General features: G+C 39.7%; 22 protein-coding genes and 1 other RNA gene. 14 read left to right on the top strand and 9 right to left on the bottom strand.

Annotated elements, in window-relative coordinates:
• Positions 1-26 precede the first annotated feature (26 nt).
• Positions 27-425 (bottom strand): outer membrane protein assembly factor BamE, encoded by a 399-nt coding sequence (locus HMPREF0013_RS11550; RefSeq protein ID WP_002121740.1) that lies wholly within the window; start codon positions 423-425, stop codon positions 27-29.
• A 111-nt stretch (positions 426-536) separates the two neighbouring features.
• Here HMPREF0013_RS11550 and fur point away from each other — a divergent pair, with 111 nt between their 5' ends.
• Positions 537-974 carry a ferric iron uptake transcriptional regulator gene (fur, locus tag HMPREF0013_RS11545; RefSeq protein ID WP_002121758.1) on the top strand — a complete coding sequence of 146 codons (438 nt, stop codon included), beginning with the start codon at positions 537-539 and terminating at the stop codon, positions 972-974.
• 69 nt (positions 975-1,043) lie between these two features.
• On the opposite strand, the gene HMPREF0013_RS11540 is transcribed toward fur, so the two are convergent.
• Together HMPREF0013_RS11540 and HMPREF0013_RS11535 are read right to left on the bottom strand one after the other, a co-directional pair.
• A complete protein-coding gene (locus HMPREF0013_RS11540) occupies positions 1,044-2,162 on the bottom strand; it encodes a PilT/PilU family type 4a pilus ATPase (protein ID WP_005803129.1) in 1,119 nt (372 codons plus the stop codon).
• A gap of 19 nt (positions 2,163-2,181) precedes the next feature.
• A complete protein-coding gene (locus tag HMPREF0013_RS11535; protein WP_002121749.1) occupies positions 2,182-3,219 on the bottom strand; it encodes a type IV pilus twitching motility protein PilT in 1,038 nt (345 codons plus the stop codon).
• A gap of 126 nt (positions 3,220-3,345) precedes the next feature.
• Between HMPREF0013_RS11535 and HMPREF0013_RS11530 the strand changes: the two genes are divergently transcribed.
• A complete protein-coding gene (locus HMPREF0013_RS11530) occupies positions 3,346-4,038 on the top strand; it encodes a YggS family pyridoxal phosphate-dependent enzyme (RefSeq protein WP_005803127.1) in 693 nt (230 codons plus the stop codon).
• Between the two features lie 200 nt (positions 4,039-4,238).
• On the opposite strand, the gene HMPREF0013_RS11525 is transcribed toward HMPREF0013_RS11530, so the two are convergent.
• Together HMPREF0013_RS11525 and HMPREF0013_RS11520 are read right to left on the bottom strand one after the other, a co-directional pair.
• Complete coding sequence (locus tag HMPREF0013_RS11525; RefSeq protein ID WP_005803125.1) at positions 4,239-7,835, bottom strand: AAA family ATPase; 3,597 nt, start codon at positions 7,833-7,835, stop codon at positions 4,239-4,241.
• Positions 7,836-7,844: 9 nt separating this feature from the next.
• On the bottom strand, positions 7,845-9,113 hold the full coding sequence (locus HMPREF0013_RS11520) for an exonuclease SbcCD subunit D (protein WP_019767914.1): 1,269 nt from the start codon (positions 9,111-9,113) through the stop codon (positions 7,845-7,847).
• Between the two features lie 164 nt (positions 9,114-9,277).
• Here HMPREF0013_RS11520 and HMPREF0013_RS11515 point away from each other — a divergent pair, with 164 nt between their 5' ends.
• On the top strand, positions 9,278-9,751 hold the full coding sequence (locus HMPREF0013_RS11515) for an OsmC family protein (RefSeq protein ID WP_005803121.1): 474 nt from the start codon (positions 9,278-9,280) through the stop codon (positions 9,749-9,751).
• Positions 9,752-9,827: 76 nt separating this feature from the next.
• Here HMPREF0013_RS11515 and HMPREF0013_RS11510 read toward each other — a convergent pair whose 3' ends face one another.
• Complete coding sequence (locus HMPREF0013_RS11510) at positions 9,828-10,205, bottom strand: VOC family protein (protein ID WP_005803119.1); 378 nt, start codon at positions 10,203-10,205, stop codon at positions 9,828-9,830.
• Between the two features lie 380 nt (positions 10,206-10,585).
• Between HMPREF0013_RS11510 and HMPREF0013_RS11505 the strand changes: the two genes are divergently transcribed.
• Positions 10,586-11,038, top strand: coding sequence for an ABZJ_00895 family protein (locus HMPREF0013_RS11505; protein ID WP_005803116.1), 453 nt, complete (start codon positions 10,586-10,588; stop codon positions 11,036-11,038).
• A gap of 83 nt (positions 11,039-11,121) precedes the next feature.
• Entirely contained in the window at positions 11,122-12,027 is a 906-nt protein-coding gene (locus HMPREF0013_RS11500; RefSeq protein WP_005803115.1) for a TIGR01777 family oxidoreductase, read from the top strand.
• On the opposite strand, the gene HMPREF0013_RS11495 is transcribed toward HMPREF0013_RS11500, so the two are convergent.
• On the bottom strand, positions 12,019-13,134 hold the full coding sequence (locus HMPREF0013_RS11495; RefSeq protein WP_005803113.1) for an NAD(P)/FAD-dependent oxidoreductase: 1,116 nt from the start codon (positions 13,132-13,134) through the stop codon (positions 12,019-12,021). The genes HMPREF0013_RS11500 and HMPREF0013_RS11495 overlap by 9 nt on opposite strands.
• A gap of 25 nt (positions 13,135-13,159) precedes the next feature.
• The gene (gene hemB, locus HMPREF0013_RS11490; RefSeq protein ID WP_004748084.1) at positions 13,160-14,173 is read right to left on the bottom strand and encodes a porphobilinogen synthase; all 1,014 of its coding nucleotides are present in this window, start codon (positions 14,171-14,173) and stop codon (positions 13,160-13,162) included.
• 142 nt (positions 14,174-14,315) lie between these two features.
• Here hemB and HMPREF0013_RS11485 point away from each other — a divergent pair, with 142 nt between their 5' ends.
• The 9 genes from HMPREF0013_RS11485 to HMPREF0013_RS11455 all read left to right on the top strand — a co-directional run bounded on the left by HMPREF0013_RS11485 (position 14,316) and on the right by HMPREF0013_RS11455 (position 25,179).
• On the top strand, positions 14,316-14,813 hold the full coding sequence (locus HMPREF0013_RS11485; protein WP_017481338.1) for a thioesterase family protein: 498 nt from the start codon (positions 14,316-14,318) through the stop codon (positions 14,811-14,813).
• 267 nt (positions 14,814-15,080) lie between these two features.
• A complete protein-coding gene (locus tag HMPREF0013_RS11480) occupies positions 15,081-16,232 on the top strand; it encodes an EmrA/EmrK family multidrug efflux transporter periplasmic adaptor subunit (RefSeq protein ID WP_005803109.1) in 1,152 nt (383 codons plus the stop codon).
• Positions 16,233-16,238: 6 nt separating this feature from the next.
• Positions 16,239-17,762, top strand: a complete 1,524-nt coding sequence (locus HMPREF0013_RS11475) for a DHA2 family efflux MFS transporter permease subunit (protein WP_005803108.1) — start codon at positions 16,239-16,241, stop codon at positions 17,760-17,762.
• Between the two features lie 303 nt (positions 17,763-18,065).
• Entirely contained in the window at positions 18,066-20,051 is a 1,986-nt protein-coding gene (ggt, locus tag HMPREF0013_RS11470) for a gamma-glutamyltransferase (RefSeq protein ID WP_017481339.1), read from the top strand.
• A 160-nt stretch (positions 20,052-20,211) separates the two neighbouring features.
• Positions 20,212-20,571: a transfer-messenger RNA gene (ssrA, locus tag HMPREF0013_RS24485) on the top strand.
• Between the two features lie 176 nt (positions 20,572-20,747).
• Positions 20,748-22,355 carry an HsdM family class I SAM-dependent methyltransferase gene (locus tag HMPREF0013_RS11465; protein WP_225247875.1) on the top strand — a complete coding sequence of 536 codons (1,608 nt, stop codon included), beginning with the start codon at positions 20,748-20,750 and terminating at the stop codon, positions 22,353-22,355.
• 14 nt (positions 22,356-22,369) lie between these two features.
• Positions 22,370-22,795 (top strand): hypothetical protein, encoded by a 426-nt coding sequence (locus HMPREF0013_RS25285; RefSeq protein ID WP_019767906.1) that lies wholly within the window; start codon positions 22,370-22,372, stop codon positions 22,793-22,795.
• A gap of 5 nt (positions 22,796-22,800) precedes the next feature.
• Positions 22,801-23,907: a restriction endonuclease subunit S gene (locus HMPREF0013_RS11460; RefSeq protein ID WP_005803104.1), complete on the top strand. Its 1,107-nt coding sequence runs from the start codon at positions 22,801-22,803 to the stop codon at positions 23,905-23,907.
• A gap of 321 nt (positions 23,908-24,228) precedes the next feature.
• Positions 24,229-25,179, top strand: a complete 951-nt coding sequence (locus HMPREF0013_RS11455; RefSeq protein WP_005803101.1) for a hypothetical protein — start codon at positions 24,229-24,231, stop codon at positions 25,177-25,179.
• A 114-nt stretch (positions 25,180-25,293) separates the two neighbouring features.
• Here the strand turns inward: HMPREF0013_RS11455 and HMPREF0013_RS11450 are convergent, their stop codons facing one another.
• Positions 25,294-25,821, bottom strand: coding sequence for a hypothetical protein (locus HMPREF0013_RS11450; RefSeq protein ID WP_005803099.1), 528 nt, complete (start codon positions 25,819-25,821; stop codon positions 25,294-25,296).
• Positions 25,822-25,923 lie beyond the last annotated feature (102 nt).

The following is a 25,923-nucleotide window of genomic DNA, read 5'->3' as shown; positions in this document are numbered from 1 at the left end:
GGGTTTATTTTTATTAGAAAAAACGATTATAGTGGTGGTGCAGTTAAAATCGCTTCTTTAGAAGCAGGTAAACCTGGTTGCGATTCTGGAATAGTTTCTAAACCTTCAATTTTAGTTACTGTGCCAGTGCCATCAAAGTAAATTTTTAAATGCTGACCATGTGCTGCGGGGATTTTTGCTTTTTTAGCATAAGTTCCCGGGATATAGTTGTAAATGTAGTCCCAACGTAGAGGATTGAGGGGATCAGTCACAGTTGGACTACCAAGCAAAAAACGCACTTGCTGGAAATTCATGCCGACTTGTACTTGAGAGGCTTGAGCTTTGGTCAATGGAGTCCCTTGAGGAATATCAACCTTATATACACCAAAGATTGAACAACCAGCAAGGAGTGAAGTGACTAATAACGTCAGCACGAGTTTTTGCATTTTGCTACACTATCCCAATAAATTATGATGCATTTGATCAAAGGATAGATCATACTTCATCTAAATTCTATTGCCTATTCCAACTTGAGATTTGTTGAGAGACCTTTTTTCATGCCTATTTCCAATCAAGATTTGCGCAAAGCTGGACTTAAAGTTACCCTTCCTCGAATTAAGATTTTGGAATTATTAGAAAATTCAAAACAACATCATCTTAGTGCTGAAGATATTTACAAGACTTTGTTAGAACAAGGGGAAGATGTCGGTCTTGCGACAGTTTACCGTGTGTTAACACAATTTGAAGCTGCAGGTATCATTCAGCGCCACCATTTCGAAAATAATCATTCTGTTTTCGAAATTATGCAAGAAGATCATCACGATCATTTGGTTTGCCATAATTGCAACAAAGTTATTGAATTTACTAATGATGTTATCGAGAAAGAACAGCATGCTGTAGCTGAGCAACATGGGTTTACCTTAACGGGTCACTCATTAAACCTCTACGGTTACTGTAACGAACCTGAATGTCAGGAAGTACTGCGCAAGAAATAATCGTTTTCACACAAAGAAAACAAATAAAAAAGGAAGGTTACGTTTAACCTTCCTTTTTTTATGAAGAAATTACTGTCGGTCGAAGGTTAAATGCTGATTTGTGCCTGCAATTTGATCTGGACCTTCTTCGGCAAGCTTAATTGTTAAACGCAAATCGTTTGGTGAGTCGGCATGTTTTAATGCATCTTTGTAGGTAATTTGGCCTGACTTATAAAGATCAAACAGTGCTTGGTCAAAAGTTTGCATACCGAGTTCACGTGAGCGTTTCATTAAATCTTTAATTTCATGAATTTCGCCTTTACGAATATAGTCTGAAATTAATGGTGAGTTAATGAGAATCTCAATCGCTGCACGGCGCGAATTACCATCTGGAGTCGGAATAAGTTGCTGTGCAATCATGGCCTTTAAGTTAAGTGATAAATCCATGTAGAGCTGGCTATGACGGTCACTTTCAAAGAAGTGAATAATACGGTCAAGTGCTTGGTTGGCATTGTTCGCATGCATTGTGGCTAATACAAGGTGACCTGTTTCGGCGAAGCCAATCGCGTAGTCCATAACTTCACGAGAGCGAATCTCACCAATCAAGATTACATCGGGTGCTTGTCGCAACGTATTCTTTAAAGCAATTTCAAATGAGTCTGTATCGATCCCGACTTCACGTTGGGTAATGATGCAGCCAGCGTGTTCATGAATAAACTCGATAGGGTCTTCAATGGTAATGATATGACCTTTAGAGTTATGGTTACGATAGCTAATCATTGAAGCCAATGATGTCGATTTACCTGTACCTGTTGCCCCTACAAAAATAATGATGCCACGTTTGGTCATCGATAAATCTTTAAGCACTGGCGGTAATTGTAAGTCGTCAATTGAAGGAATTTTGGTTTCAATTCGACGTAGTACCATGCCTGGCATGTCGCGTTGCTGAAAAGCACTTACACGAAAGCGCGCACTTTTATCGCGGTTCATAATCGCAAAGTTACATTCACGAGTCTCTGCAAATTCTTTGCGTTGTTTTTCACTCATGATGGAGTGTAATAGTTGCCCGATAATTTCGCCTGAAAGACTATTTTTTGAAATGGGAACAATTTGCCCGTTAATCTTCATCGATGGTGCAACGCCATCTGTAATAAAGAGGTCGGATGATTTTTTTTCAACCATCAGGTTGAGCAGGTCATTAAAATCCATATTTATTCTCTAATTATTTTTATAGAAAGGATTCAGGCTGTTTAGCAGCAGTACGAGCCGTTTGCGGGCTGATCACACCGCGAGACACCAAATTTTTTAAGCTTTGGTCGAGGGTGGTCATGCCATGATTTGCGCCAGTCTGAATAGCTGAGTACATTTGCGCGACTTTATTTTCACGAATTAAGTTACGAATAGCAGGAATACCAATCATGATTTCATGAGCTGCGACACGGCCACCGCCATTCTTTTTAAGCAGGGTTTGTGAAATAACAGCCTGTAAAGATTCAGAGAGCATGGCACGAACCATGTCTTTTTCTTCGGCAGGGAATACGTCAATCACACGGTCGATGGTTTTCGCAGCAGAAGTGGTATGCAGTGTGCCAAACACCAAATGACCTGTTTCGGCAGCAGTAAGTGCTAAACGAATAGTCTCAAGGTCACGCATCTCACCGACCAAAATAATATCTGGGTCTTCACGCAGTGCTGAACGTAGTGCCTCATTAAAGCCGTGTGTATCACGATGCACTTCACGTTGGTTAATCAGGCATTTCTTTGACTGATGTACAAATTCGATAGGGTCTTCAACCGTTAAAATATGGTCATAACGGTTTTCATTAATGTAGTCCATCATCGCTGCAAGTGTGGTGGATTTACCCGAACCTGTTGGGCCTGTCACCAGTACAATGCCGCGTGGATAGTCACAAATATCTTTAAAGATTTGACCTAAGCCTAAATCTTCCATGGTGAGTACTTTGGACGGAATGGTACGAAACACTGCACCTGCACCACGGTTTTGATTAAATGCGTTAACACGGAAACGAGCAACGTTGGGTACTTCAAAAGAAAAGTCGGTTTCGAGTTTTTCTTCGTAGTCACGACGCTGTTTATCATTCATGATGTCGTAGACCAGACGATGAACATCTTTATGATCTAGAGCAGGTAAGTTAATGCGACGGACTTCGCCATCCACGCGAATCATTGGTGGCATGCCAGCAGATAGGTGTAAATCGGACGCGCCATTTTTCACAGAGAAGGCGAGTAGCTCTGTAATATCCATAATTTCCCCAAGTAAATCAAAATATGTCATTATTTTGTAGAATAATATACGGCTTTCACCGAGGCTTACCAACACCTCGCTTTAAGTGAAAAGCAAAAAAGTTTTTTGAAAATGAGAACCTTGTCAATGAATTACCTGCAAGATGCGCGGCAGCACGTATTACAGCAAATCCAAACTGCTTGTGAACATGCTCAACGTGTGCCTGAAACCGTACAACTTTTAGCCGTATCGAAAACACATCCAAGTGAAAGTTTGCGTGAAATGTATGCAGCAGGGCAAAGAGCATTTGGCGAAAACTATTTGCAAGAAGCTTTAGAAAAAATCGAAGCTTTGCACGATTTAGACATTGAATGGCATTTCATTGGTCATGTTCAACGCAACAAGACGAAGCATGTGGCCGAGAAATTTGATTGGGTACATGGTGTAGATCGTTTAATTATTGCCGAGCGATTATCTAATCAACGGGGTGATGATCAATCAGCCCTTAATATTTGTTTGCAAGTCAATATTGATGGGCAAGACAGTAAAGATGGTTGTGCACCAGAAGACGTTGCCGAGCTGGTTGCTCAAATTAGTCAATTACCAAAAATCAAGTTACGTGGCTTAATGGTCATTCCAGCACCTGACAATACTGCTGCATTTGCAGATGCTAAAGCCTTGTTTGATGCTGTGAAAGACCAACATGCCCACCCACAAGATTGGGATACTTTAAGTATGGGAATGTCGAGTGATTTAGAAGCTGCAATTGCTGCTGGTTCAACCATGGTTCGTGTAGGAACAGCCTTATTTGGTGCTAGAGACTATTCGCAAAAAGGCTGATGTAAGCTTTATCTTACAGAAACTGCGGCCTTTTGCGGCTATGGCAGACAACGTTTTTTTCGTACTATGAACTCATCAGGAAACAGGATGTTTCTAAAAATAACAATAAACAGTGATGAATGGATGCATACAGGTACGACAGGAGTTATACCAACGCAGAATCTAAAAAAGCCCCGACAGGATGTCGGGGCTTTTTAGTTTTAACCTACTACTTCTATGGTACTTGCACCTGCGCCGAGTGGTTTTACCTGAATTTGTACAGGAATACGCTCATGCATTTCTTGAATGTGTGAGATGAGAATGACCTGACGACCCTGATTTTGCAATTGGTCTAAAGCATTCATCACCATGTGCAAAGATGAGGCGTCTAAAGTACCAAAGCCTTCATCAATAAACAGCGATTCAATTTTCATTGAGCCCGAGGCCATATTGGCAATCGCTAAAGACAAGGCAAGGGCAGTTAAGAACGACTCACCGCCAGACAAAGATGCAACAGAACGGGTTTCTCCATCCATGTCATGGTCAATAATCGCAAGACTTAGAGACTGATCTAGGCGTTTTAACGTATAACGTTGAGACAGCATTGCCAGTTGCTGGTTGGCATGTTCCACTAAAATATCTAGGTGATATTGCTGAGCGTAGTCGCGGAACTCTTTACCTTTTGCATCACCAATCAAGCCTGAAATTTTGCTCCAGCGATGTTCTTCTTGCTGAATATTTTGAATTTGCTCAGCGTATTGTTGCTGCTTAGCCAGATTTTGCTGATGGACTTCAAGTTTAAGTTTAAGCCGATCACGTACTTCAAGCTGGGCTTTGAGCTCTGCAATATTGTCTTGAATAAGGCTAACAAGCTTTTCATATTCAATATCTGGCTGAGTTTGTAAGTGCTCGCTCAATTGCTCTTGCATGGTCTTAAGGGCAGAAGAGGCTTCACTTAATAAACGCTCGGCATGATTAAGACGGTTACGAATGTCTTGCTCTTGGGCGGAATTGATTTGCATGAGCGCCGTAAGATCAGATGCCTGAAAATCAGCATGGGCTTTTAACCAGTTTTGAATTTGCCCATCAATCTGCTGCTGATGCCCCGCAGTGTGTTGATGTTGATGCTTGAGCTGATCGAGCGCTTGTTTTTGCTGCTCAAAGTGCTGTCTGGTTTGCTCGAAACGCTGTTTAGCCTCGTGATAAGCGGTTTGTTGTTGCTGACGTTTAACGTCATGCTCAATTAGCCATTCGTGCGGTTTAATATCAGAGAGGCCCGTCATTTGCTGAATGAGCGACACCGCTTTTTCATTATTTTGCTGACCTTTAAGCGTAATCTCTTTGAGATTTTGATCGATCTCATCAATTTGCTTGGCCATTTGTTCAAAGTTAGCAGTCAACATTTTAAGTTCCTGTTGCTGCTGTTCAAAACGCTGTGAAAGCTGTTCTTGTTGCTCAAGTTGCTTAGCACGTACGTCTAAAATTGACCAAGTCTGCTTAGCTGTTTGGCTACTTGCTTGCTGCCATGCATGCTGTTCGGCTTCAGATAAACACTCAACAATATGTTGAACTTGTTGTTGCCATTGCTGTGCTGTATTAAGCAAACTTTCATTACGCTGAATCGTTTGAACAAGCTGATTGTGTTGTTTAATGGCTTGGGCTAAACGCACGTTTTCTGAGTCAAATGAATTTATGGCAGTTTGTGCCGCTTGTCTGAGTTCGTTCAGCATTAGCAAGATTTGTTCAGGAGCTTGATTAAGCTCAATATGTAAGTGATTGAGGCTAAATTGTTGCTCAAGTTCTTGTTGCAAGCTTGATTGTTTTGTTTGAAGTTGGGCTAGATATTTCTGAACTTGCTCAAGCTCGGCACGACACTGGGTAAGTGCATGTTGCTGGGTTTGCCATGCATTAAATTTAGTTTGCTCGAGTGCAACAGCTTGCTGCTCTTGTTGTTGCTGCAAATCGAATAAAGCTTTGGAAACTGCACTATCATCAATACGGTAAGGGTGGTGGGTACTTCCACAGACTAAACACGCTTCACCTTCTTTAAGATTGGCACGTAACTGCTCAATATTTTCGGTGTGTAATAAACGCTGCTGTTGCAGGATGTGCTGTAACTTTTCACGTTCAGCTTTTGTTGTTTGGTAGTCTTGTTCAGCTAACTGGCAAACGGTTTTAAGCTGTTCTTCTTGCGCGGAGGCTTGAGTATGTTTTTCGTTGAATTGTTGAAGCTCAGCATATAGCTCATGATAAATTTTTATTTTTTGCTGAATCAGATCTAACTGAGTGATTTGAGCAAGTTTCTGATCTTTATCTTTACGCTGTTGCTCAAGTTTTAACTCAATTTGTTCAACTGTACCTAGTGAAGCTGCGAGTTGTTCAACTTCACTTTTAGCTTCCGATAGCTTTTGGCGGGCAAGGGTAGGATTGCCAAGCTGTTGTTCAATTGTTTGGTAATTTTGAATAAATTGCCCGAGCTGATGCAGATGCGCTGAAAGGCCTTTGTCCAATACAGCATATTGCTGAGTATGGGTAAGCTGTTGTTGCAGATAAATTTGATTCTGCTCAAGCTGTGCAATGTGCTGTTGCACAGTGTTTTGCTGTTGGTGCAGTGGACTGAGTTTCTGCTCGAGTACGCTTCTTTTTTCTTTGCACTTTTTATATTCATCGGCAATAAAAGCGCGTTCTTGAATGGACTGTCGAACTTGATTTAAGGCTTGTTGATGCTGTTGCTCAAAATCGAGGGTCTGTTTGAGCTCTTGTTCTGCAAGTTGATATTGTTTTTGTCCTTTTTCAAAAATTTGCACCAACTCATTAAACTTGGTTTGCGCTTGCTGAATTTGCGGCTCAAGCTGTTGCAATGTTTGTAAAATTTGAGATTTCTGAAAAACTTGTGGGCGTATTTCAGAGAAAACTTCGAGTCGTTTTAATTGCTCACGCTCACCAGCCAATTGTTGATGATGATTTTGCTGTGCTTGAAACTGTTGCTGTTTAGCTTGAACTTCTTGCTCAAGTTTCGCTTTACGCTCAAACCATTGTTGTTGTTTGTCTAAGATATTTTTTTGTTGTTCTAACTGTTGATGATTTTGTTCGGCTTGCTGGTATTGTTCGGTAAATCCAGCAATATCTTCATCAGACAAAATTTCAATGTGGCCTAAGAACTCTTCAAGCTGTTTACGCTGCTTTGCTATATCTGCGGTTTTACGAAAAGCCAGCTCACCAATTTTGGCGAAAATGCTGGAGTTGGTCAGGTACTCGAGTAACTCTCCACGTTCGCTGTCTCGTGCTTTTAAAAACGCGGTCACTTCTGACTGAGCAAGTAGTACAGCACGAGTAAACTGTTCAAAAGAAAGCTGGGTAATTTGTTTAACTTTTTCATCAACCGCTTTGGCTTTGTCTGCAAGTACCACGCCATCGGTCAGGCATTTTAAATGCCGTTGTACGCTTTGTAATTTACCATTTGGGTTTTCACGTGCCCGCTTAATTTCCCAGCGTGCCGAATAGCGCTTTTGATCTTGCGCAATAAAGCAAAGCTCAGCAAACCCATGTCCTGTACCACGGCGTAAGACAGTTAAAGGTGAATTGGTCAGTAACTCTGAACCATCAACATCTTTTAATTTACCATCACTGTCTTTTAGACGTGGAACCCGATTAAACAAAGCCAGGCACATGGCATCTAAAATGGTCGACTTACCTGCACCAGTTTTTCCCACAATCGCAATGAGACCTGCATGGGCGAGAGGTGCACTTTCAAAATCAATAAAGTGTTCATCAGAAAGAGATGCCAGATTTTTTATTCGAATGGATAAAATTTTCATGACATATCCTTAAGGTGTTGCATCATTTTCAAGATGTTTTTGTGCTTCTTGTACTAGGCTTAGAAAATCTTTTAAGACGGCATCATCTGCGTTGTAACCTTGTTTTTCCCAGATATTTTGAAAGAGTTTTTCTGGTGTTGGTGGTTCAAGTGCGATTTGCTGAGTAGTATTTGAATCGGTGGTGTCTTTATTTACATATTGACGTGAAATACGTACTAAACGATAGCGGTCAGGTGGTAGGGCTGCTTCAAACTGCTGACGTAAATTCGGCTGTGGCGGCGTTAAACTATAATATTCAATATCGACATATTCACGGTGGTCAATATTTTCAATCACGCCGTGAGGCAAGGCTTTGAGTTGTTGCAGCACCTCGTTTAGCTCACCACGAATGCGGTGCAATTGTATGCAACGTGGAATTTCTACAGCGTCAAATTGCAAACGGCTGTCTGTATCTTGAGTCGGATCAACTTTGACCTCAACCACTTGATGCTTATAATTAATTTCACTAAAAGAAAGTGGAATGGGCGAACCACTATAACGAATGTGTGGCTGACCTACTTTTTGTGGTTTATGCAAATGCCCTAAAGCCACATAGTCGACAGCATCTTCAAATAAAGTTGTTGAAAGTGCCTCTTCATTACCAATAATAATTGGGCGTTCAGAGTCGGATGTTTCCCCACCTTGCATATGCGCATGCGACATCAAAATAAGTGCTTGGTCTGGTGTCTTGCGACGTTTGGCTTCTGCTATGAGTTGCTGGTGCAAATAGGCAATTGCGTTTTTGCTATTGGTGGTATGTTCGTTAAAACCCGTAATTTCGGCCGAACGTAAAAAAGGCAGGGCAAGGCACCACGCCACAATATCCTGATTTTGATTATAAATAGGCAAAAGTAGTCGATCGAGATCTAGAGTTTTATCTTCATTCCAGCGAACCACGCCCACGGTTTTTGCATTGTATTTTTCTAAAAGTGGTTCGACCTGTTCAATACGATAGCCTGAGTCATGGTTACCCGCAATCATGAGTGTTTGCATGTGCGGCGCAAGCCGATGAGCATCTGCTAAAAATTGGTAGAGTTGTTTTTGTGCTTGAGATCCTGGGTTAATAACATCAAAAATATCGCCAGCGATGAGTAGGGCGTGTGGCTGTTTTTCTTGAATTTGAGTGAGTAACCAGCTTAAAAATTGTTGGTGTTCGTAGTGGCGTGAATGATTATAAAAAAACTGTCCCAAATGCCAGTCAGAAGTATGTAGAAAATGTACGGACATAGAAACAGACATCAAGCCAAAATAAACACAGATACGTTAGCATAAATTGGCAGGAGATTTTATCAAGACATTTTAAAGTGCTCGTTATTTAAGCCCATAGTGAAACTTGAATTAAATTTTTCACTTTAAACGCTGCTTTGTTACTATCAGGGCAAACCATGAACTTTGAGAACAAAATGACCATTCACGAATACGAAGTAAAAATACAGTGGGAAGGCAATACGGGTACAGGCACTTCATCTTATCGTTCTTATAAACGCGATTTTAGTATTCAGCATCCGCAAAAGACCACTATTCAAGGTTCATCAGACCCTGCTTATTTGGGCGATGTGACCAGGTGGAACCCTGAAGATTTATTGGTCGCGTCAGCTTCTGCTTGTCATAAACTTTGGTATTTACACCTTTGTGCAGTCAACCATATTCACGTTGTGAGTTATCTCGATCATGCACTTGGTTTTATGGAAGATACAGATCCGGTCAAACGTGGTCACTTTACCCAAATTATTTTAAGACCAGAAGTTATTTTAGAAAAAGGTGCCGATCAAGAGCTTGCTGCAAAACTGCATGAAAAAGCACATCACGAATGTATGATTGCCAATTCGGTGAATTTCCCAATTACATGTGAAGCCAGCTTTAGCTTTGCTGAGTAAACTATATGAAATAGCCACCGTTAAAAAGGCGGTGGCTATACATTAAAAAAATAAATAGAGTCGTTAAATAAAATCTTTAAGCTGCGTTTTCATCGACTTGAAAAATACCAAAAACGTTGTGGTCTAAATCGACAAAATAGCCATGCCAAGCGCGGCCTGGAATAGCAAATTTATCCATTGCGACAATACCACCTTGCGCTAAAATTTTTGCAGCTACCTCATCGAAGTTTTCGACCTGAACCGAACAGGTAAATGCATTGGTGCCATATTCCATTGGAGGTGTTTGAGCAGGGCGCTTTAATAGCCCTCCAATAATTGAAGGTGTCTCTATGCGGTAATATTCAATTGGTAAGTTTTCATCGAGTTTAAATTGCCAGCCGAACACAGCTTGATAAAACTGCGCATCGCGGGCAGGGTTTGAAGACTGGATTTCAAAATAGGCAATAGTGTTCATATTATTTAAATCATATTTTTATGGTGTAAAAAGTATACGCATAGCCTTTATAGCCACGAAAGGACTATTGTGTATGCTGAGCGTAAAATAAATGAAAGTGCTAGAAAATAAAAACCGACGATTCGAGTGATGAGAGAATCGTCGGTCAAAAACTTCATCAAGGGTTTCGGCTGCTAACAAAACCTAATCCGAAGGAAGGAAAGAGTCGTAATGAAAGGTCACCGAAACAATTTTGCGGATGCCGTGCAAAGGAAGTATTCGGTTGCTGCGACCTTATTACCCTATATAACGTCAAGAGATCAGGATTGGTTGACAGAAAAATGAAAAAAAATCGAAAAAAATTTATAATTATTTTTTGAACCCATAAATTAGGCAAAAATATGACCAAATTACGTTCTTACTTTCTCTGGTTTTTTGGTTTATGCATCGTACTTACCTTAATTGTAGGTGTGGTTGCAGCACTATTACCAGCGAGTGTAGGTGGTATTTTAACAGCCGTTCCATATTTAGGCGCAATGATTTTTGTCTTATTTAAATTTTTAAAGAAAGAACGCCGTGCACCGACTGTACAAGAAAAAAAGAAATTTACTTTAGGTTTTAGTCTGATTTTTTGGGGCTATAACTTGTGTGGTGTTTTATTTGGCCTGTTTTTATTTGCCAGAAAAGACCCTGAGATTTTGCAGAACTTTATGCTTTACCTCAAACAACCTCAGTTCTTAAGTATTATGGTGATTATGCTTTTAATGTTAGCTATTCCACTTTATTTAATTACCTACTGGTTTTATGGTAAACAAGCACAGCGCATGGCTGACAAAATGTTTAACGTGCAATAGATCACTATGAAAACTCATACGTTTAAATATAAATGAGTCTTATACAATTAAATAAAACTTGAATCCTCAGCTTAGGAGGAAATATGAATAAGAATGTATTAATTACAGGTGCAAGTGGTTTTATCGGAACGCATTTAATTAAGTTCCTCTTACAGAAAAATTATAACGTGATTGCGGTGACACGGCAGGCTGGAAAGGAATCTGACCATCCTGCCTTGCAATGGGTGCAAAAGTTTGAAGATATTTCGACACGTCAAATTGACTATGTGGTGAATTTGGCAGGCGCAAATATTGGCGAGAAACGCTGGACCGAGTCACGTAAAAAACAACTCATTGAAAGCCGAGTAAATACGACCCGAAAATTGTATGCATGGCTCAAGCAATCTCAAATTTTTCCGGAAGTAATTGTGTCTGGTTCTGCGATTGGTTATTACGGAATAGATGATCAAGAAAAGTGGGCAGAAGTGTGCACTGAACAAAGCCCGCCACAGCCTATTTTTATGTCCGAGCTTTGCCAAGAATGGGAACGAGCAGCGTTAGCAGATACTCAGCAAAATACTAAAATTATTCGTTTAGGCGTTGTGTTTGGGCAGGGTGGCGGCATCTTGCCTAAAATGTTATTTCCTATTCGACTCAATTTAGTGGGTCAAATTGGTCATGGTCGTCAGCCTGTAGTGTGGGTACATATTGAAGACGTATTAAACGCAATTGAGTTTATATTTCAGCATCCTCAATCTGCTCAAATTCACAATGTCGTGGCGCCAGAAAATGTGACTCAAAAGGTATTTGTTGAACAAACTGCTGCGGTACTCAATAAGAAACCACTGTTGTCAGCACCGAGCACGGTTTTCCGTTGTTTGTTAGGGGAACAGTCGCAATTGATTTTGAATGGGCAATACGTTAAACCCGCTGCCTTGCAAGCAGAAGGATTTGAGTTTACTTATCCTCAATTAAAAATGGCTTTAGAGAATATATTGGCATCAGGCTAAGATTTTATTTTGCAAACGCTCTGGGGAATATGCTTTGGCATCAACTAATGTCGGTTGATCCAGCATAAGCTGACGGAGCAATTGCGCAGAACCTGCGCCCATACACAATCCATTTCTAAAGTGACCAAAGTTTGCCCAGAGGTTATCCATTTCAGGCATTTTGCCAATGTATGGAACGCCATTTGGTGAACTTGGTCTGAGGCCTGCCCAGCGATGTACAATCGGGAAATCGGCCAGTTCAGGCACCATTTCTAAACATGCTTCTAAAATATTGTGCTGAGTGGTTTCGTCGGTAGAGTTGTCAAAACCACGATGTGCCATGCTTGACCCGCACACGATATGACCGTCCATACGTGGAATCAAATACATGACTCGATTCATACACATGGTCGGTAGCCAGTGAGCAGGGGTTTTAAATAACAGCATTTGACCTTGAACAGGTTCGACTGGAATTTCGAGTTGTAATTGTGAGTTCCAGTAATGGCTCCAAGCACCCGAAGTTATTACAAAATGGTCTGCTGTATGTTTGCGACCGTCTTCGGTTTGTAGCGCTTGTATAATATCGCCATTTTGAATCAGTTTTTTAACAGCAGCGTGTTCAAAAAACTCAACATTTGGATGTTGTTTTAAATAGCTAATCAGGGACTGTAATACGCGTGGGTTGCGAATATTAGACAGTTCAGGGAAATAAATGGCTTCTTGAAACTGATCGGAAATATGCGGGTTTACTTGTTCTAGCGCATCTCGCTGTAAATATTCACAGCGTTGCATCGGCTCTTGATGCTGCTCGGCGTAGGAAAGTCCAACGTCAAAATCTTCTTCATCAAAAATCAGCATGCCTGTGTCATGTATTTCAAAATCAATCCCTGTAACAGGGTAGAGCTTTTGGTTCCATGCTTGATAAGAGGCTTTGCCAAATTGAGCAAGTTGGTTCACTGCATGCACATAGCGCCACGGGTACATCGGAGAGAGAATGCCTCCGCCAGCCCAAGAGGCTGCTTGTCCCGCTTGTTGTTGATCAAAAATGCTGACTTTACAGCCTTGTTCAACCAACTCCAGCGCAGACATTAATCCACTTATGCCCGCGCCAATGATTGCAATATGCATGCAGTGTTATCCTTTCTCTGCGAACTTAGTTCATTTCCTTGAGTTTTTCAGCAGCGGTTTCTGCAAAGTAAGTCCAGATTCCGTCTGCACCAGCGCGGCGGCAGCACATCAGTGATTCTAAAATGACTGAATCTGATAACCAACCATTTTGAATTGCGCCAGCTAACATTGCGTATTCGCCACTCACTTGGTAAATGAATGTCGGAACACCAAAGGTATCTTTCACTTCACGTACCACATCCAGATATGGCATGCCCGGTTTTACAATCACCATGTCGGCGCCTTCTTGAATATCAAGCGCGATTTCATGTAATGCTTCGGCACGGTTGGCAAAGTCCATCTGGTAGTTATATTTATTACCACCTTTTAGGTTGGATGCAGAGCCAACAGCATCACGGAATGGACCATAGAAGCTTGATGCATATTTCGCAGAGTAGGCCATGATGTTGGTGTAGATATGGCCATTGGCTTCTAAAGCCTGACGAATTGCGCCAATACGGCCATCCATCATGTCACTTGGAGCAATCACTTCGGCACCTGCTTCTGCGTGACTTAAGGCTTGTTTAATCAAGCACTCTACAGTCTCATCATTCAGCACATAGCCTGTTTCATCAATAATGCCGTCTTGACCATGAGTCGTGTAAGGGTCGAGGGCACCATCGGTAATTAACACCATTTCTGGTAATTCTTTTTTAAGCAGACGGCAGGTGGTTTGTACTAAACCATCTTCACGCCATGCAGCTTCTGCGGTCAGGCTTTTATCTTCTTGCGGGGTAACTGGAAAAAGAGCCAGTTTTGATACGCCCAATTCCAGAAGTCTTTCAGCTTTTTTCAGTAACAAATCTGCCGACAAACGCTGAATGTTTGGCATACTTGGAATATCTTGGGTCTGATTTTGTCCCGGTAATACAAATACTGGATAAATCAAGTGATTGGTAGTGAGCTGTGTTTCGCTGACCATCGCACGCAACTGGTCATTTTTACGGATACGGCGCATGCGAGTGGCTGGAAATGCAGGACGATTGAACGTATAAGTCATAACAATCTCGATGTTCGGTATTACACTAGGATAGGTTGGCGGATATTCCATTACTGTCAACCGACTGCTGTATTGTAGCCCCATAATGCTGGATTTGTACAAAATTATGGGTGTTTATCATGCTTTTAAATTTAGGCAACATATGAGTGAAGAAAAGAAAAATTGGACTGGGAACATCCACTTAGGTGCAAAAACTGACCTAACTGTGGTTCTCAACCAATTATGTAAGGCGTTTAATAGCTCTCCTTTTTTTAAGCATAGTGGAATGATTATGCGTGTGGTGGACGGGCACATTGAAGGCTATATCGAGATGCAACCCAACCTGATTGGCAATTTGGCATTTCAGATTTTACATGGCGGTGTTGCTGCAACTTTGCTCGATAGTATTGGCGGAATTGTAGCAATGGAACACCTATACCGCCGTTCAACTCCCGAAACTTTAACTGAAACCATCAAGCAAGTGTCGCGTTTGGCAACCGTCGACATGCGTGTAGATTATTTAGCACCGGGGCGTGGTAAATATTTTATTGCACGTGCCGAAGTACTACGTTTAGGTCGTAAGGGCTGCACCATGCGTATGACCATGGTCAATGATGAAGAGAAAGCCATTGCTGCCGGCATTGCTTCATATGCCTATTAAGCAATGAATTGAATCATTTAAAAGCGCCAAGTGCGCTTTTTTTAGTGTTTGAAAAGCTAAAATTTTCATAAAAACTTTGAGATAAACATTAATTTAATTAGAACGAACGCATGAGTTATAAATTTTTATTCTCATATTATGAGGTTTTAGCGTTAAAATTAGCTCCTTTGACAATGCGGTATGTCTTGTTTATAGAAAAATAAAAACTCTATAACAAGGTGTAGTGCGAGATTGATGGCAAAGCCAACTCATCTTTAGGAACATACCATGACTGATGCACAAAGCAATGTACAAGAAACAGTGCCAACAACATCTGCCTCGGATGAAAACAATCAAAACAAGCGCAAAAAATTTCTTGGTTTTTTTGCGCTGATTTTATTGATCGCCGCTATTTTGTATGCAATCTGGGCATTATTTTTAAATAATTCCGTGAGTACGGATAATGCCTATGTCGGTGCAGAAACCGCGCAAATTACTTCAATGGTAAGCGGACAGGTCGCTCAGGTTGTCGTAAAAGATACCCAAACGGTACATCGTGGTGACGTGCTGGTTCGTATTGATGATCGTGATGCCAAAATTGCATTGGCACAAGCCGAGGCAGAGCTTGCCAAAGCAAAACGCCAATACAAACAAACCGCGGCAAACAGTAGTTCTTTAAACTCTCAAGTGGTGGTTCGTGCTGATGAAATTAACAGTGCTAAAGCACAAGTTGCACAAGCACAGGCAGACTACGACAAAGCAACTTTAGAACTGAACCGCCGTGCGCAGCTTGCTGCCTCTGGTGCAGTGTCTAAAGAAGAGCTCACTAAAGCACAAAGTGCAGTCGAAACAGCTAAAGCAGGACTAGAACTTGCTAAAGCTGGTTTAGCGCAAGCTTCTTCGAGCCGTAAAGCTGCTGAAAGTACCTTAGCTGCAAATGAAGCGTTAATTCAGGGTGTAAGCGAGACTTCAACACCTGATGTACAAGTTGCACAAGCACATGTTGAACAAGCTCAGCTTGATTTGGAACGTACCGTGATTCGTGCGCCAGTCGATGGTGTGGTTACGCGTCGTAATATTCAAGTCGGTCAACGCGTTGCACCGGGCACCAGCATGATGATGATTGTGCCGCTCAATGATTTATATGTAGATGCGAACTTTAAAGAAAGTCAGTTGAAAAAAGTCCGTCCGGGTCAGGCGGTCACGCTTACTTCAGATTTATATGGCGATGACGTTGAATATCACGGCAAAGTGATGGGCTTCTCTGGTGGTACTGGCTCTGCCTTTGCCTTAATTCCGGCTCAAAACGCAACAGGTAACTGGATTAAAGTGGTTCAACGCTTACCGGTTCGTATTGCACTTGACCCAAAAGAACTTGCTGAACACCCACTGCGTGTTGGCTTGTCGATGGAAGCAAAAGTCGACTTATCTGCGAAGTAAACGCTTATGAAAACGCAAACACCTTTTGCCGAACTAAGCGGTGGCCGTTTAATACTGGCAGCGTTTGTTATTGCCTTGTCGAACTTTATGGTCGTGCTCGATACGACCATTGCTAACGTATCTGTACCGCATATTACCGGTAACCTTGCCGTTTCAAGTACACAAGGCACATGGGTTGTTACGTCGTACGCCGTTGCAGAAGCGATTTGTGTACCTTTAACAGGTTGGCTTGCAGGTCGCTTTGGAACTGTTCGGGTTTTTATTTTTGGCCTGATTGGTTTTACCATTTTTTCTTTTTTGTGCGGCCTAGCAAACTCATTAGGCATGCTGGTGTTTTTCCGTATTGGCCAAGGTCTATGCGGTGGCCCACTTATGCCACTCAGTCAAACCTTGCTGATGCGTATTTTCCCTCAAGAAAAGCATGCACAGGCGATGGGTCTATGGGCCATGACTACCGTCGTTGGGCCAATTTTAGGGCCAATTTTGGGTGGTCTGATTAGTGATAACCTGTCTTGGCACTGGATTTTCTTTATTAACATACCAGTCGGGATTATTTGTGTTTTAGCGGCAATCCGTTTGCTTAAACCAGCCGAAACAGAAACGATTTCTTTAAGAATCGACACGGTCGGTTTAGGTTTGTTAATTCTCTGGATTGGTGCGCTACAGCTCATGCTCGATTTGGGGCACGAACGCGACTGGTTTAATAGCACCAGCATTATCGTTTTAGCTTTAACTGCCGCCATTGGCTTTGTGGTGTTCCTCATATGGGAACTCACCGACAAACATCCCGTCGTGGATGTCAAAGTCTTTAGGCATAGGGGCTTTGCCATATCGGTGCTGGCTTTGTCGCTTGGCTTTGGCGCGTTCTTTGGCAGTATTGTACTGATTCCCCAGTGGCTGCAAATGAACCTTTCCTACACCGCGACTTGGGCCGGCTATTTAACTGCAACCATGGGCTTTGGTAGTTTGACCATGTCACCAATTGTGGCAAAGCTTTCGACCAAACATGACCCGCGCGCACTGGCAAGTTTCGGTTTGATTTTGCTGGGTGCTGTGACCTTAATGCGGGCATTCTGGACGACAGACGCCGACTTTATGGCGTTGGCTTGGCCACAAATCCTGCAAGGTTTTGCTGTACCGTTCTTCTTTATTCCACTGTCAAACATTGCACTGGGTTCGGTACTCCAGCAAGAAATTGCATCTGCTGCGGGCCTCATGAACTTTTTAAGAACCATGGCAGGGGCGATTGGTGCTTCAATTGCAGTCACCGTATGGGACGACCACGCCAAAGTTGCACGCAGTGAAATGGTTTCAAACCTTCATACAACTGAAGTACAAAACACACTTTTGCAAAATGGTTTTACGGCTGACTCGACGCTTGGAATTATTTCAAACCTTGTCGATAAAGAAGCCATTACCATGTCGGCAAACCATGTATTTTTACTGTTTGCGATTGTATTTGTCTTTGCAGGACTGGTGATTTGGCTGTGCCCAAAACCCAAACAGGTCAGCGGCATGCCTTCTCACTAAACATCAAAAAGCATCTCTTCGGAGGTGCTTTTTTTAGGCCAACTACAAAATGAGTGAATTTATAAATAGCAGATTTTGCCTTTATTTAAAGAAATAAAGCATGCCAGAATTGGGCAAATCAGTTATAAAAGAGTGTGATAACAAACAAGGAGACATCACACAGAGCACAAAATAACCATCCTTAATCATTTAATATTATTAAAACTTTATTTTTATCAAAGATTAAAAAACTGAAGACCTGAAAACAAAGAAGCTTGCATGGCAATTGCATGGATAGGCAGGCGTATATATTGGAGTTATCACGTGAATAAAAGATATTCATTTTTGTTCAGTAGTTTATTAGCAGTCGGTTTATTACAAGGATGTGGAGATGACTCCTCGTCAGATCAGCCCAAGGATGATTCAAATACAACCCCGCCCAATTTAATTGTAGATAATGACCCGACCAGTTGTAGCAAGCTGGCCCAAGACGGTTCAAGTGTGGTGGTCGGTTCAAACCAAAATGGTGACCCAGCAGCGCCTGAGGGTGCTTCGGGTTATAGACTCGGTAACACGGTTAAATACGCAGATAAATATATGGTGGTGGCAAACACGCCACTTGCGGTAAAAGCAGGTTGTGATGTTTTAAGAGCAGGCGGTAGTGCAGTCGATGCTGCCGTTGCGGTACAAGCCGTGCTTGGTTTAGTCGAACCACAGTCGAGTACCATTGCCGGTAGTGGCTTTATGATGTATTACGATGCCAAAACCAAACAGGTCACTGCCTATGATGGCCGTGAAACCGCACCAGCGGCAGCTAACGAATTTTATTTAATTCGCCAAAATATATATGACCCAAATTCACCTGCGCCTGTACCAAGTGCGCGCCGTAGTGGTCGCTCGATTGGTGTGCCGGGTGTGATGCGTTTGCTTGAACAAGCACAAAAAGAGCATGGCAAACTCAAGTGGAACCAACTTTTTGGTGAAGCGATTGGTTTGGCTGACAATGGTTTCCGCCTACCGGGACGTTTGGCAGATGCAATTGCAAGTAATGCAAACAGCTTAGCGCTTGATGCAAATGCAATGGCAACCTATTTTCATTCAGATGGTTCACCACGTAAAGTCGGTGAGACCATGACCAATAAGGCTTATGCAAAAACCCTAGAAGCACTTGTTGCAAAGGGAGCAAATGCAATGTACAGCGGTCCAATTGCTCAAGCGATTGTAGAAAAAGCTGCACAACCATTTGGGGATGACCCAGCAAAAACTCCAATTACTCCAAGTTTGATGACCTTGCAGGATTTATCGAACTATCAGGTTAAAAAGCGCGACCCGATTTGTACGACGTATCGTGACCGTTACTATGTTTGCACCATGCCACCTCCATCTTCGGGAGGGATTGCGGTTGCGCAAACGCTAGGTATTTTAGAAAACTTTGATATGTCGCTGTATCCACCTAAGAACCCTGAAAATGAAGGCGGTGTGCCCGATGTCATGGGTGTGCATTTAGTGTCTGAAGCAGAGCGTTTGGCCTATGCTGACCGTGACAAATATGTCGCAGATACCGACTTTGTTCGTTTGCCTGCACAGGGTATTCCAAGTTTTATTGATAAAAATTACTTGAAACAACGTGCCGCACTGATTAACCCGAACCAAAGTATGGGCGTTGCACCAGCGGGTAATTTCAACCCAGCTTCGGGTGTCGACACGACTGTTGAACATGGCACGACTCAGTTCACCATTGTAGATGCCTATGGCAATGTGGTTTCAATGACATCGACTGTTGAATCGAGCATGGGTTCATTCCACATGGTGGATGGTTTCTTGCTGTCGAATCAGTTAACTGACTTTAGCGCGAACCCTTATGATAGCACTGGGGCACTGGTTGCCAACCGTGTAGAAGGCGGCAAACGCCCACGTAGTACTATGGCGCCAACCTTAGTATTTAAAGGCACTACGCCAGATGAGTTTTATATGGCAACAGGTTCACCAGGTGGCGGTACCATCATTCAATATGTGGTTAAAACATTGGTGGGAGCATTGGACTGGAACTTAAATGCACAGCAGGCCACTTCACTTGTTAACTTTGGTGCGACCAATAGCAAAAACACCAATATTGATAGCTCGAATGTACAGCTTTCCTTAGTTGACCTAATTGAAGGCTTAAAAGCAAAAGGGCATGGCATATCGAACACTGCGCAAACCAGTGGTATTTCCACGATTATGAAAGTAAATATAAATAATCAAAGTAAATACGCAGGTGGGGTAGACCCACGCCGTGAAGGTATTGTGCTAGGCAATGGTGCTTTATAGACCCAACTTAAAAAAAGCTGTCATTTTTGGCAGCTTTTTTATGAGGGGCCTTGAAAAAAACAAAAGGCTCTCCATTATGTAAATATGTTCATCAGTAGCAGACTGTTGATAAATTGCACAGCATTTTATTTTAGTTATGCTATGATGTTCAGACATTCATGGGGATGTTATTGGCTTCGACGCCGGTGATGAAACTCATAGATGCATGCCGAGAGCGCATTTTCTCTCGTAAATAAAATTTGCATTTTAATAGTCGCAAACGACGAAACTTACGCTCTAGCTGCCTAAGGGCAGTTTGTCCGCTTCCTAGAATACTTGTGGTTTAGGAACCCGACCGTAGCGCACGCACACAAGTCCGTATAGAGTCAAGCCTCGGGGCTTTATACCAAACTTAGAGGATCGCACCTTGTACCCTGTTCGTCGGGTCACTTGGTGTTAAAACAATAGACGATATCTAAGCATGTAGTATTCTCGAGCGTAGTGCTGGCGGACGCGGGTTCAACTCCCGCCATCTCCACCAAAATTCGTGAAAAGCCCTGAAACGAAAGTTTCGGGGTTTTTTTATTAAGTTAAATATGAAGCGAAATATTTATAAAATGGTCTTCTATTGATTCATGGATATAGGAAATTGACACCTTTATTTCATAACGTACAATAGCGGATCGACATTAGTTTCACATTTCAAAGGCTATTAAAATGGCAAAGAAAACAGTACAGTCAATAGAACCTAATATTGCTGATTTAGCTAATGGCTGGCTTAAATCTTTCAAATTAGATTATAAATTAGAACAAAAATCTTTAAACGATGAGATAGATAAAGCTCTTTTTGATTATTTTACTAAAAATGGTGGAAGTGGTACTAATAGGCCTGATGTAAAACTGTTATTACAAGACAAAAATCTAAACTTTTATCCTATACTTATTGAGTATAAAGGCTATAAAGATAAATTAGTTAAGTTGGACGAAAATGGTCAAGTTGAAAATAAAAATTCAAAAAATGAACCCAACTTTAAAAATATAAATTCATTTGCGGTAAATGGTGCTGTGCACTATGCAAATGCTCTGTTACATCATACAAGCTATACGGATATTATTGCTATTGGTATGACTGGGTATAGGAATGAAAGTGGAAAAATTATTCATGAAATAGGTGTTTATTATGTTTCTAAATCCAATTTAGGTGCAGGACAAAAAGTAGGTGTATATTCAGATTTTTCTTTTTTAGCTCCACAGCATTTTGATGATTTTATTGAAAAAGTCAAAACACTAAGTTTATCTCAAGAGGATTTAGATCGGCTTAAAGCACAACGTGAACGTGAAATTGATATTAGTCTGGTTAAATTAAATAATGATATTTATCATAATGAAAAAGGGCTTGGAGAGAATGACCGCGTTTATCTTGTTGCAGCATCTATTATTGCTACACTTGGTATACCAGGAAAAGTTGCACCTTTAGAAAAGTCAGATTTGAAATCTTTAAATGAAGTAGGTAACCGTGATGGTGATATTATAATAAGAAAAATAAAAGCTTTTTTGAAAGAAAAAGAAATTCCGGAAGAAAAGAAAAATTTAATTGTTAGGACATTGGAGAACACGCTTACAACAGAAAACATTAATAAAGTTCAAAGTGGAGAGAGTCAGCTTAAACGTGTCTTTTCTAAAATTGTAGATGATTTAGGTATATATTATAAGATTGGTTTAACAACTGATTTCACTGGTAAGCTCTTCAATGAAATGTATGGGTGGTTGGGTTTTTCTCAAGATAAACTAAATGATGTAGTATTAACACCCTCTTATATAGCAACTTTACTTGTAAGATTAGCTAGAGTTAATAAAGACTCGTATGTATGGGATTTTGCTACTGGTTCAGCTGGCCTATTAGTTGCAGCAATGAATGAAATGTTAGTTGATGCAAAAAAGAAAATTACCTCCCCAGATGAACTTTATCAAAAAGAGATAGAAATTAAAGCTGAACAACTTCTAGGTCTAGAACTGCTTTCAAGTGTTTATATGTTGGCAATTTTAAATATGATTTTAATGGGAGATGGTAGCTCTAATATTTTAAATAAAGACTCATTAAATGATTTTGATGGGAAATATGGATTTGGTGATACAGATAAAAAGTTTCCGGCCGATGCGTTTGTACTAAACCCGCCTTATTCAGTTAATGGCAATGGAATGAATTTTGTGGAAAAAGCACTGGGTATGATGGAAAAAGGCTATGCAGCTATTATCATACAAGGCTCAGCAGGTTCTGGTAAAGCTATTGAATATAATAAAAGAATTTTGAAAAAAATACCCTAGTAGCAAGTATAAAAATGCCAATAGATTTATTTATAGGTAAAGCAAACGTTCAGACTTATATATATGTTTTTAAAGTTAATGAACCTCATCATCCAGATGAAATGGTAAAATTTATTGATTTTTCCAATGATGGGTATACGAGAACTAACCGTAAAAAGGCGAGTAATAATCTTAAAGATACTGATAATGCCAGAGAACGTTATGATGAGTTGGTGAAATTAGTCCGTTTTGGGAGAAGTCAACTTAAAATTTTGAGTAATAATGAATATCATGAAAATACTATAGATCCTGAAAATGGAGCGGATTGGAATCAAATAGCACCTATAGATACTAAGCCAACAATTGAGGATTTCAAAAAAACTGTTGGAGATTACTTAGCATGGGAAATTAGTAGTCTTATTAAAGGAAATATTAAGGAGAATAGTAAACTGGGAAAGTAGATACCTTGCTTAACCATAAACTAGCTGGGGTTAAGTGGGGAGAGTTTAAAATAGGTGAGCTGTTTGAAATAGGGACAGGTTCCCTTTTATCAAATAATGAATTAAAGATAGGCATGATACCAAGAATTTCAGCTAAGTCTGATAATAATGGAATATTAGGTTATTTTGATACAACTAATATTGAACATGCAAGACACTTTCAAAATTTTATAACAGTGAATTTTTTTGGTTCTGATGGAGGTATTTTTTTTCATCCATATATTGCTAGTGTTGAGATGAAAGTACATACTTTAAAAATTAATCATGTAGATATGAATAAAAAAAGTGGAAACTTTATAGCTTGTGCATTAAAACCAGCTTTAAAAGGGTTTGGATATGGGACTCAATTATCAAGCTCTAAACTTAGAAACTCAAATTTTAAGATTCAATTACCAATAAAGGATAGTCAGATAGATTTTGAATTTATAGAAAGTTTTATTTCAGATCTAAGAAAAATATATATTGATGATCTTGAGGATTATTTAAATTTAAATGATTTTAAAGATTGTGATTTAACTAGTGAAGAAAAAGAAGCTCTCAAAGATTTTGAAAATTTAAAATTTGAAGATTTTAATATAATAGATATTTTTAATATCAAGAATACTAGTAATATTTTATCGAGAGATATTATTCAAGATAGTGGCATTATTCCGTACTTATGTGCTAGTAGTGAAAATAATGGTGTAAGTAGTTATATTTCTTATGATTTAAAGTATCTGGAAGAAGGCGGATGTATTTTTATAGGGGGGAAAACATTTGTTGTTACGTATCAAGAGAAAGACTTTTTTTCAAATGATAGTCATAACTTAACTTTAAAACTAAAGCAAAATTCATATAGAGATAAATTAAATTATTTATTTATCGCGACTTGTATTAAAAAAAGCTTAGGGTATAAATACTCATGGGGTGATAGTATTAGTCATAAAAAAATACAAAAAGATAAAATCTCACTTCCTGTGATTAATCAACAGATAGATTATAATTTTATGAGAAATTTTATTGGTGCGATTCAAAAAATGATAGTGAAAGATATTTTGGTTTATATTAATAATCTTAAAAATGATAATTGGTAATCTAGAACCTCCCCTATATTTTATTTAAATAAAATATAGGGGCTTATAAGGAAAATAAGTATATAAAATTTTTTAAAATGATGTAGGGATAAGTTATAGTAATTTTTTTTAATAGAGTCCTATAACATATGACTTCAATTTTGTCTTTTAAAAAGTGCAATATTATGTGTATATACGCAAGGGAATAACTAGCTAAACAGTATGCAGGGACATACTCTGAAATTTGGGGAAATTTCAAAACATGATTACTCCGCTGGGGAGCGATTTAAGAAAGGGTAATCATTGATTTTTGAATAAATTTATAAAATTTGGTTAGATCAAATGAACAACTTAATAACGAGATTTTTAAGTAATCTGGGGCAGTGGCATGAAGTTGCGCTGACAATGACTAAAGCGATAATTGCAATAGGAGTGTTGTGCTTAGTTGCATACCTTTTAACAATTGGCTATATCCCTTCAGAAATTAGCTTTGGCGATACATTCATTTTCTTACTGATTTTTACCGCGTTCTCTATTGCTTATACTGTATTAGGATTTATGCTTTTTATCTTTGGCGCATCCTTAGCACCAGTAACATATCTTGTCTTAAGCTGGGTTGATAAGTATTTACCACCACATATTAAAATTGGGAAAAAACTTCCTTTTCCAAAGATTAATATTATTACATTATTTGGCTCTCTTTATCTTTTATACGTTATTCATGGCATATTTTTATTGCATTGGAAAGTCAATCTATACATAGGTATTACCGTATTTTTTATTGCCTTTGCGTATTACCCTTTTTATATCAATCGGCTGAAGATTAAAGAATGTAATATAAAATTTGAAAATCTAGCAGATATTGTTGATGATCCTGATGTAAGTGAGCATCTTAAAACATTTGCAATAAAAAAATTAAAGAGATTAGAAACGCATATTAAAGATAGCTTAGAAATAGTGTTTTTTATTAGCTTAACTCCGCTTGTACCCCTGATTCTTATTGGTGATGTTGGTAAAGTATTTCTTAATACCACTATGCAAAATACTGGGGTAAGAATAGAAAAAGCGACTTTATATATCAAAGAACCTTATGCCAATTTAATTGAATTACCAAAAACGACTACTAAAGAACTGAGCCAGTATCAAACCTTTATTTTTAAAGATGTTAAAGTATTATTTCAAGGCATTGGTAAAAGCACTTTAATTTCTTATAAGGTGAAGGATATTGAAAAGCAGCTAGTCATTCCTAATGAATACATTACTGTAGAACGAACTCAGAAGGCCGATAAGTAAAGTTATATATCACTCGTTATTAATTAGTTATTTGGGTATCCCCAAGGCCCCGTGCCACAACAGAACTTTAATTCTCTCTAGAAAAAGCCCTGAATAATCAGGGCTTTTTCTAGCTTAGATCAATTTTTTACATTCAATATCATTTAACGGCGAATCAGTTTTCATAATGATTTTTTCAATTTTGGGTTGAAGTAACAAAGCCTCTTTTGAAAGTTCTTTCGCTTTAGCTGATATCTCACTTCCGCTTTTTTCTTTAAGTTTTATATATTTTTCAATATATTTATTACTTACACATAATGAATCTAATGCATCAATTGACATCTTACTTTTTTGACCCGAAGCCATCAAATCTAGGTCATCATTAAGCTTTATGTCTAAAGAATCGTAAGTTGTATTGACTGCATACATTAAAAAAGTGGCATAACTTAGCAACTGATCATTAGTTTGAGTTACCTTGTTAGCTTCATTGTATGCTGCTTTATATAAGAATTTTGTGTAATAAAGCTGATTAAACTGGGCATAGAGTGATGCTTCATATGCTTGGGTTATATCAGCTTCAGTAATTCCAAGTTTTTGAGGGCGGACTTGGCTACATGCTACCGTTAAAAGAGACAATAAAATAATACAAAGTTTAGATTTCACAATTAATTAACCATTTCTTATTCAGGCAGGGAATAACTAGATTTAGCTATAACTAATTTATAAAATTAGCTATATAAAGCTCCTATTAATTGGAGCTTTATA

The sequence above is a fragment of the Acinetobacter sp. SH024 genome (assembly GCF_000163635.1).
GTDB lineage: Bacteria > Pseudomonadota > Gammaproteobacteria > Pseudomonadales > Moraxellaceae > Acinetobacter > Acinetobacter pittii.
Note: the sequence above shows the minus strand (reverse complement) of the source record. Positions and strands in the feature narration are given on the sequence as shown.

Coding starts and splice junctions, on each gene's coding strand:
- HMPREF0013_RS11505 (WP_005803116.1), top strand. CDS start 10,586: ATGACCAAATTACGTTCTTACTTTCTCTGGTTTTTTGGTTTATGCATC.
- HMPREF0013_RS25285 (WP_019767906.1), top strand. CDS start 22,370: ATGCCAATAGATTTATTTATAGGTAAAGCAAACGTTCAGACTTATATA.
- HMPREF0013_RS11495 (WP_005803113.1), bottom strand. CDS start 13,134: ATGCATATTGCAATCATTGGCGCGGGCATAAGTGGATTAATGTCTGCG.
- HMPREF0013_RS11465 (WP_225247875.1), top strand. CDS start 20,748: ATGGCAAAGAAAACAGTACAGTCAATAGAACCTAATATTGCTGATTTA.
- HMPREF0013_RS11515 (WP_005803121.1), top strand. CDS start 9,278: ATGACCATTCACGAATACGAAGTAAAAATACAGTGGGAAGGCAATACG.
- HMPREF0013_RS11540 (WP_005803129.1), bottom strand. CDS start 2,162: ATGGATTTTAATGACCTGCTCAACCTGATGGTTGAAAAAAAATCATCC.
- HMPREF0013_RS11485 (WP_017481338.1), top strand. CDS start 14,316: ATGAGTGAAGAAAAGAAAAATTGGACTGGGAACATCCACTTAGGTGCA.
- HMPREF0013_RS11535 (WP_002121749.1), bottom strand. CDS start 3,219: ATGGATATTACAGAGCTACTCGCCTTCTCTGTGAAAAATGGCGCGTCC.
- HMPREF0013_RS11520 (WP_019767914.1), bottom strand. CDS start 9,113: ATGTCTGTTTCTATGTCCGTACATTTTCTACATACTTCTGACTGGCAT.
- HMPREF0013_RS11510 (WP_005803119.1), bottom strand. CDS start 10,205: ATGAACACTATTGCCTATTTTGAAATCCAGTCTTCAAACCCTGCCCGC.
- HMPREF0013_RS11455 (WP_005803101.1), top strand. CDS start 24,229: ATGAACAACTTAATAACGAGATTTTTAAGTAATCTGGGGCAGTGGCAT.
- HMPREF0013_RS11525 (WP_005803125.1), bottom strand. CDS start 7,835: ATGAAAATTTTATCCATTCGAATAAAAAATCTGGCATCTCTTTCTGAT.
- HMPREF0013_RS11500 (WP_005803115.1), top strand. CDS start 11,122: ATGAATAAGAATGTATTAATTACAGGTGCAAGTGGTTTTATCGGAACG.
- HMPREF0013_RS11480 (WP_005803109.1), top strand. CDS start 15,081: ATGACTGATGCACAAAGCAATGTACAAGAAACAGTGCCAACAACATCT.
- HMPREF0013_RS11530 (WP_005803127.1), top strand. CDS start 3,346: ATGAATTACCTGCAAGATGCGCGGCAGCACGTATTACAGCAAATCCAA.
- hemB (WP_004748084.1), bottom strand. CDS start 14,173: ATGACTTATACGTTCAATCGTCCTGCATTTCCAGCCACTCGCATGCGC.
- HMPREF0013_RS11475 (WP_005803108.1), top strand. CDS start 16,239: ATGAAAACGCAAACACCTTTTGCCGAACTAAGCGGTGGCCGTTTAATA.
- HMPREF0013_RS11550 (WP_002121740.1), bottom strand. CDS start 425: ATGCAAAAACTCGTGCTGACGTTATTAGTCACTTCACTCCTTGCTGGT.
- fur (WP_002121758.1), top strand. CDS start 537: ATGCCTATTTCCAATCAAGATTTGCGCAAAGCTGGACTTAAAGTTACC.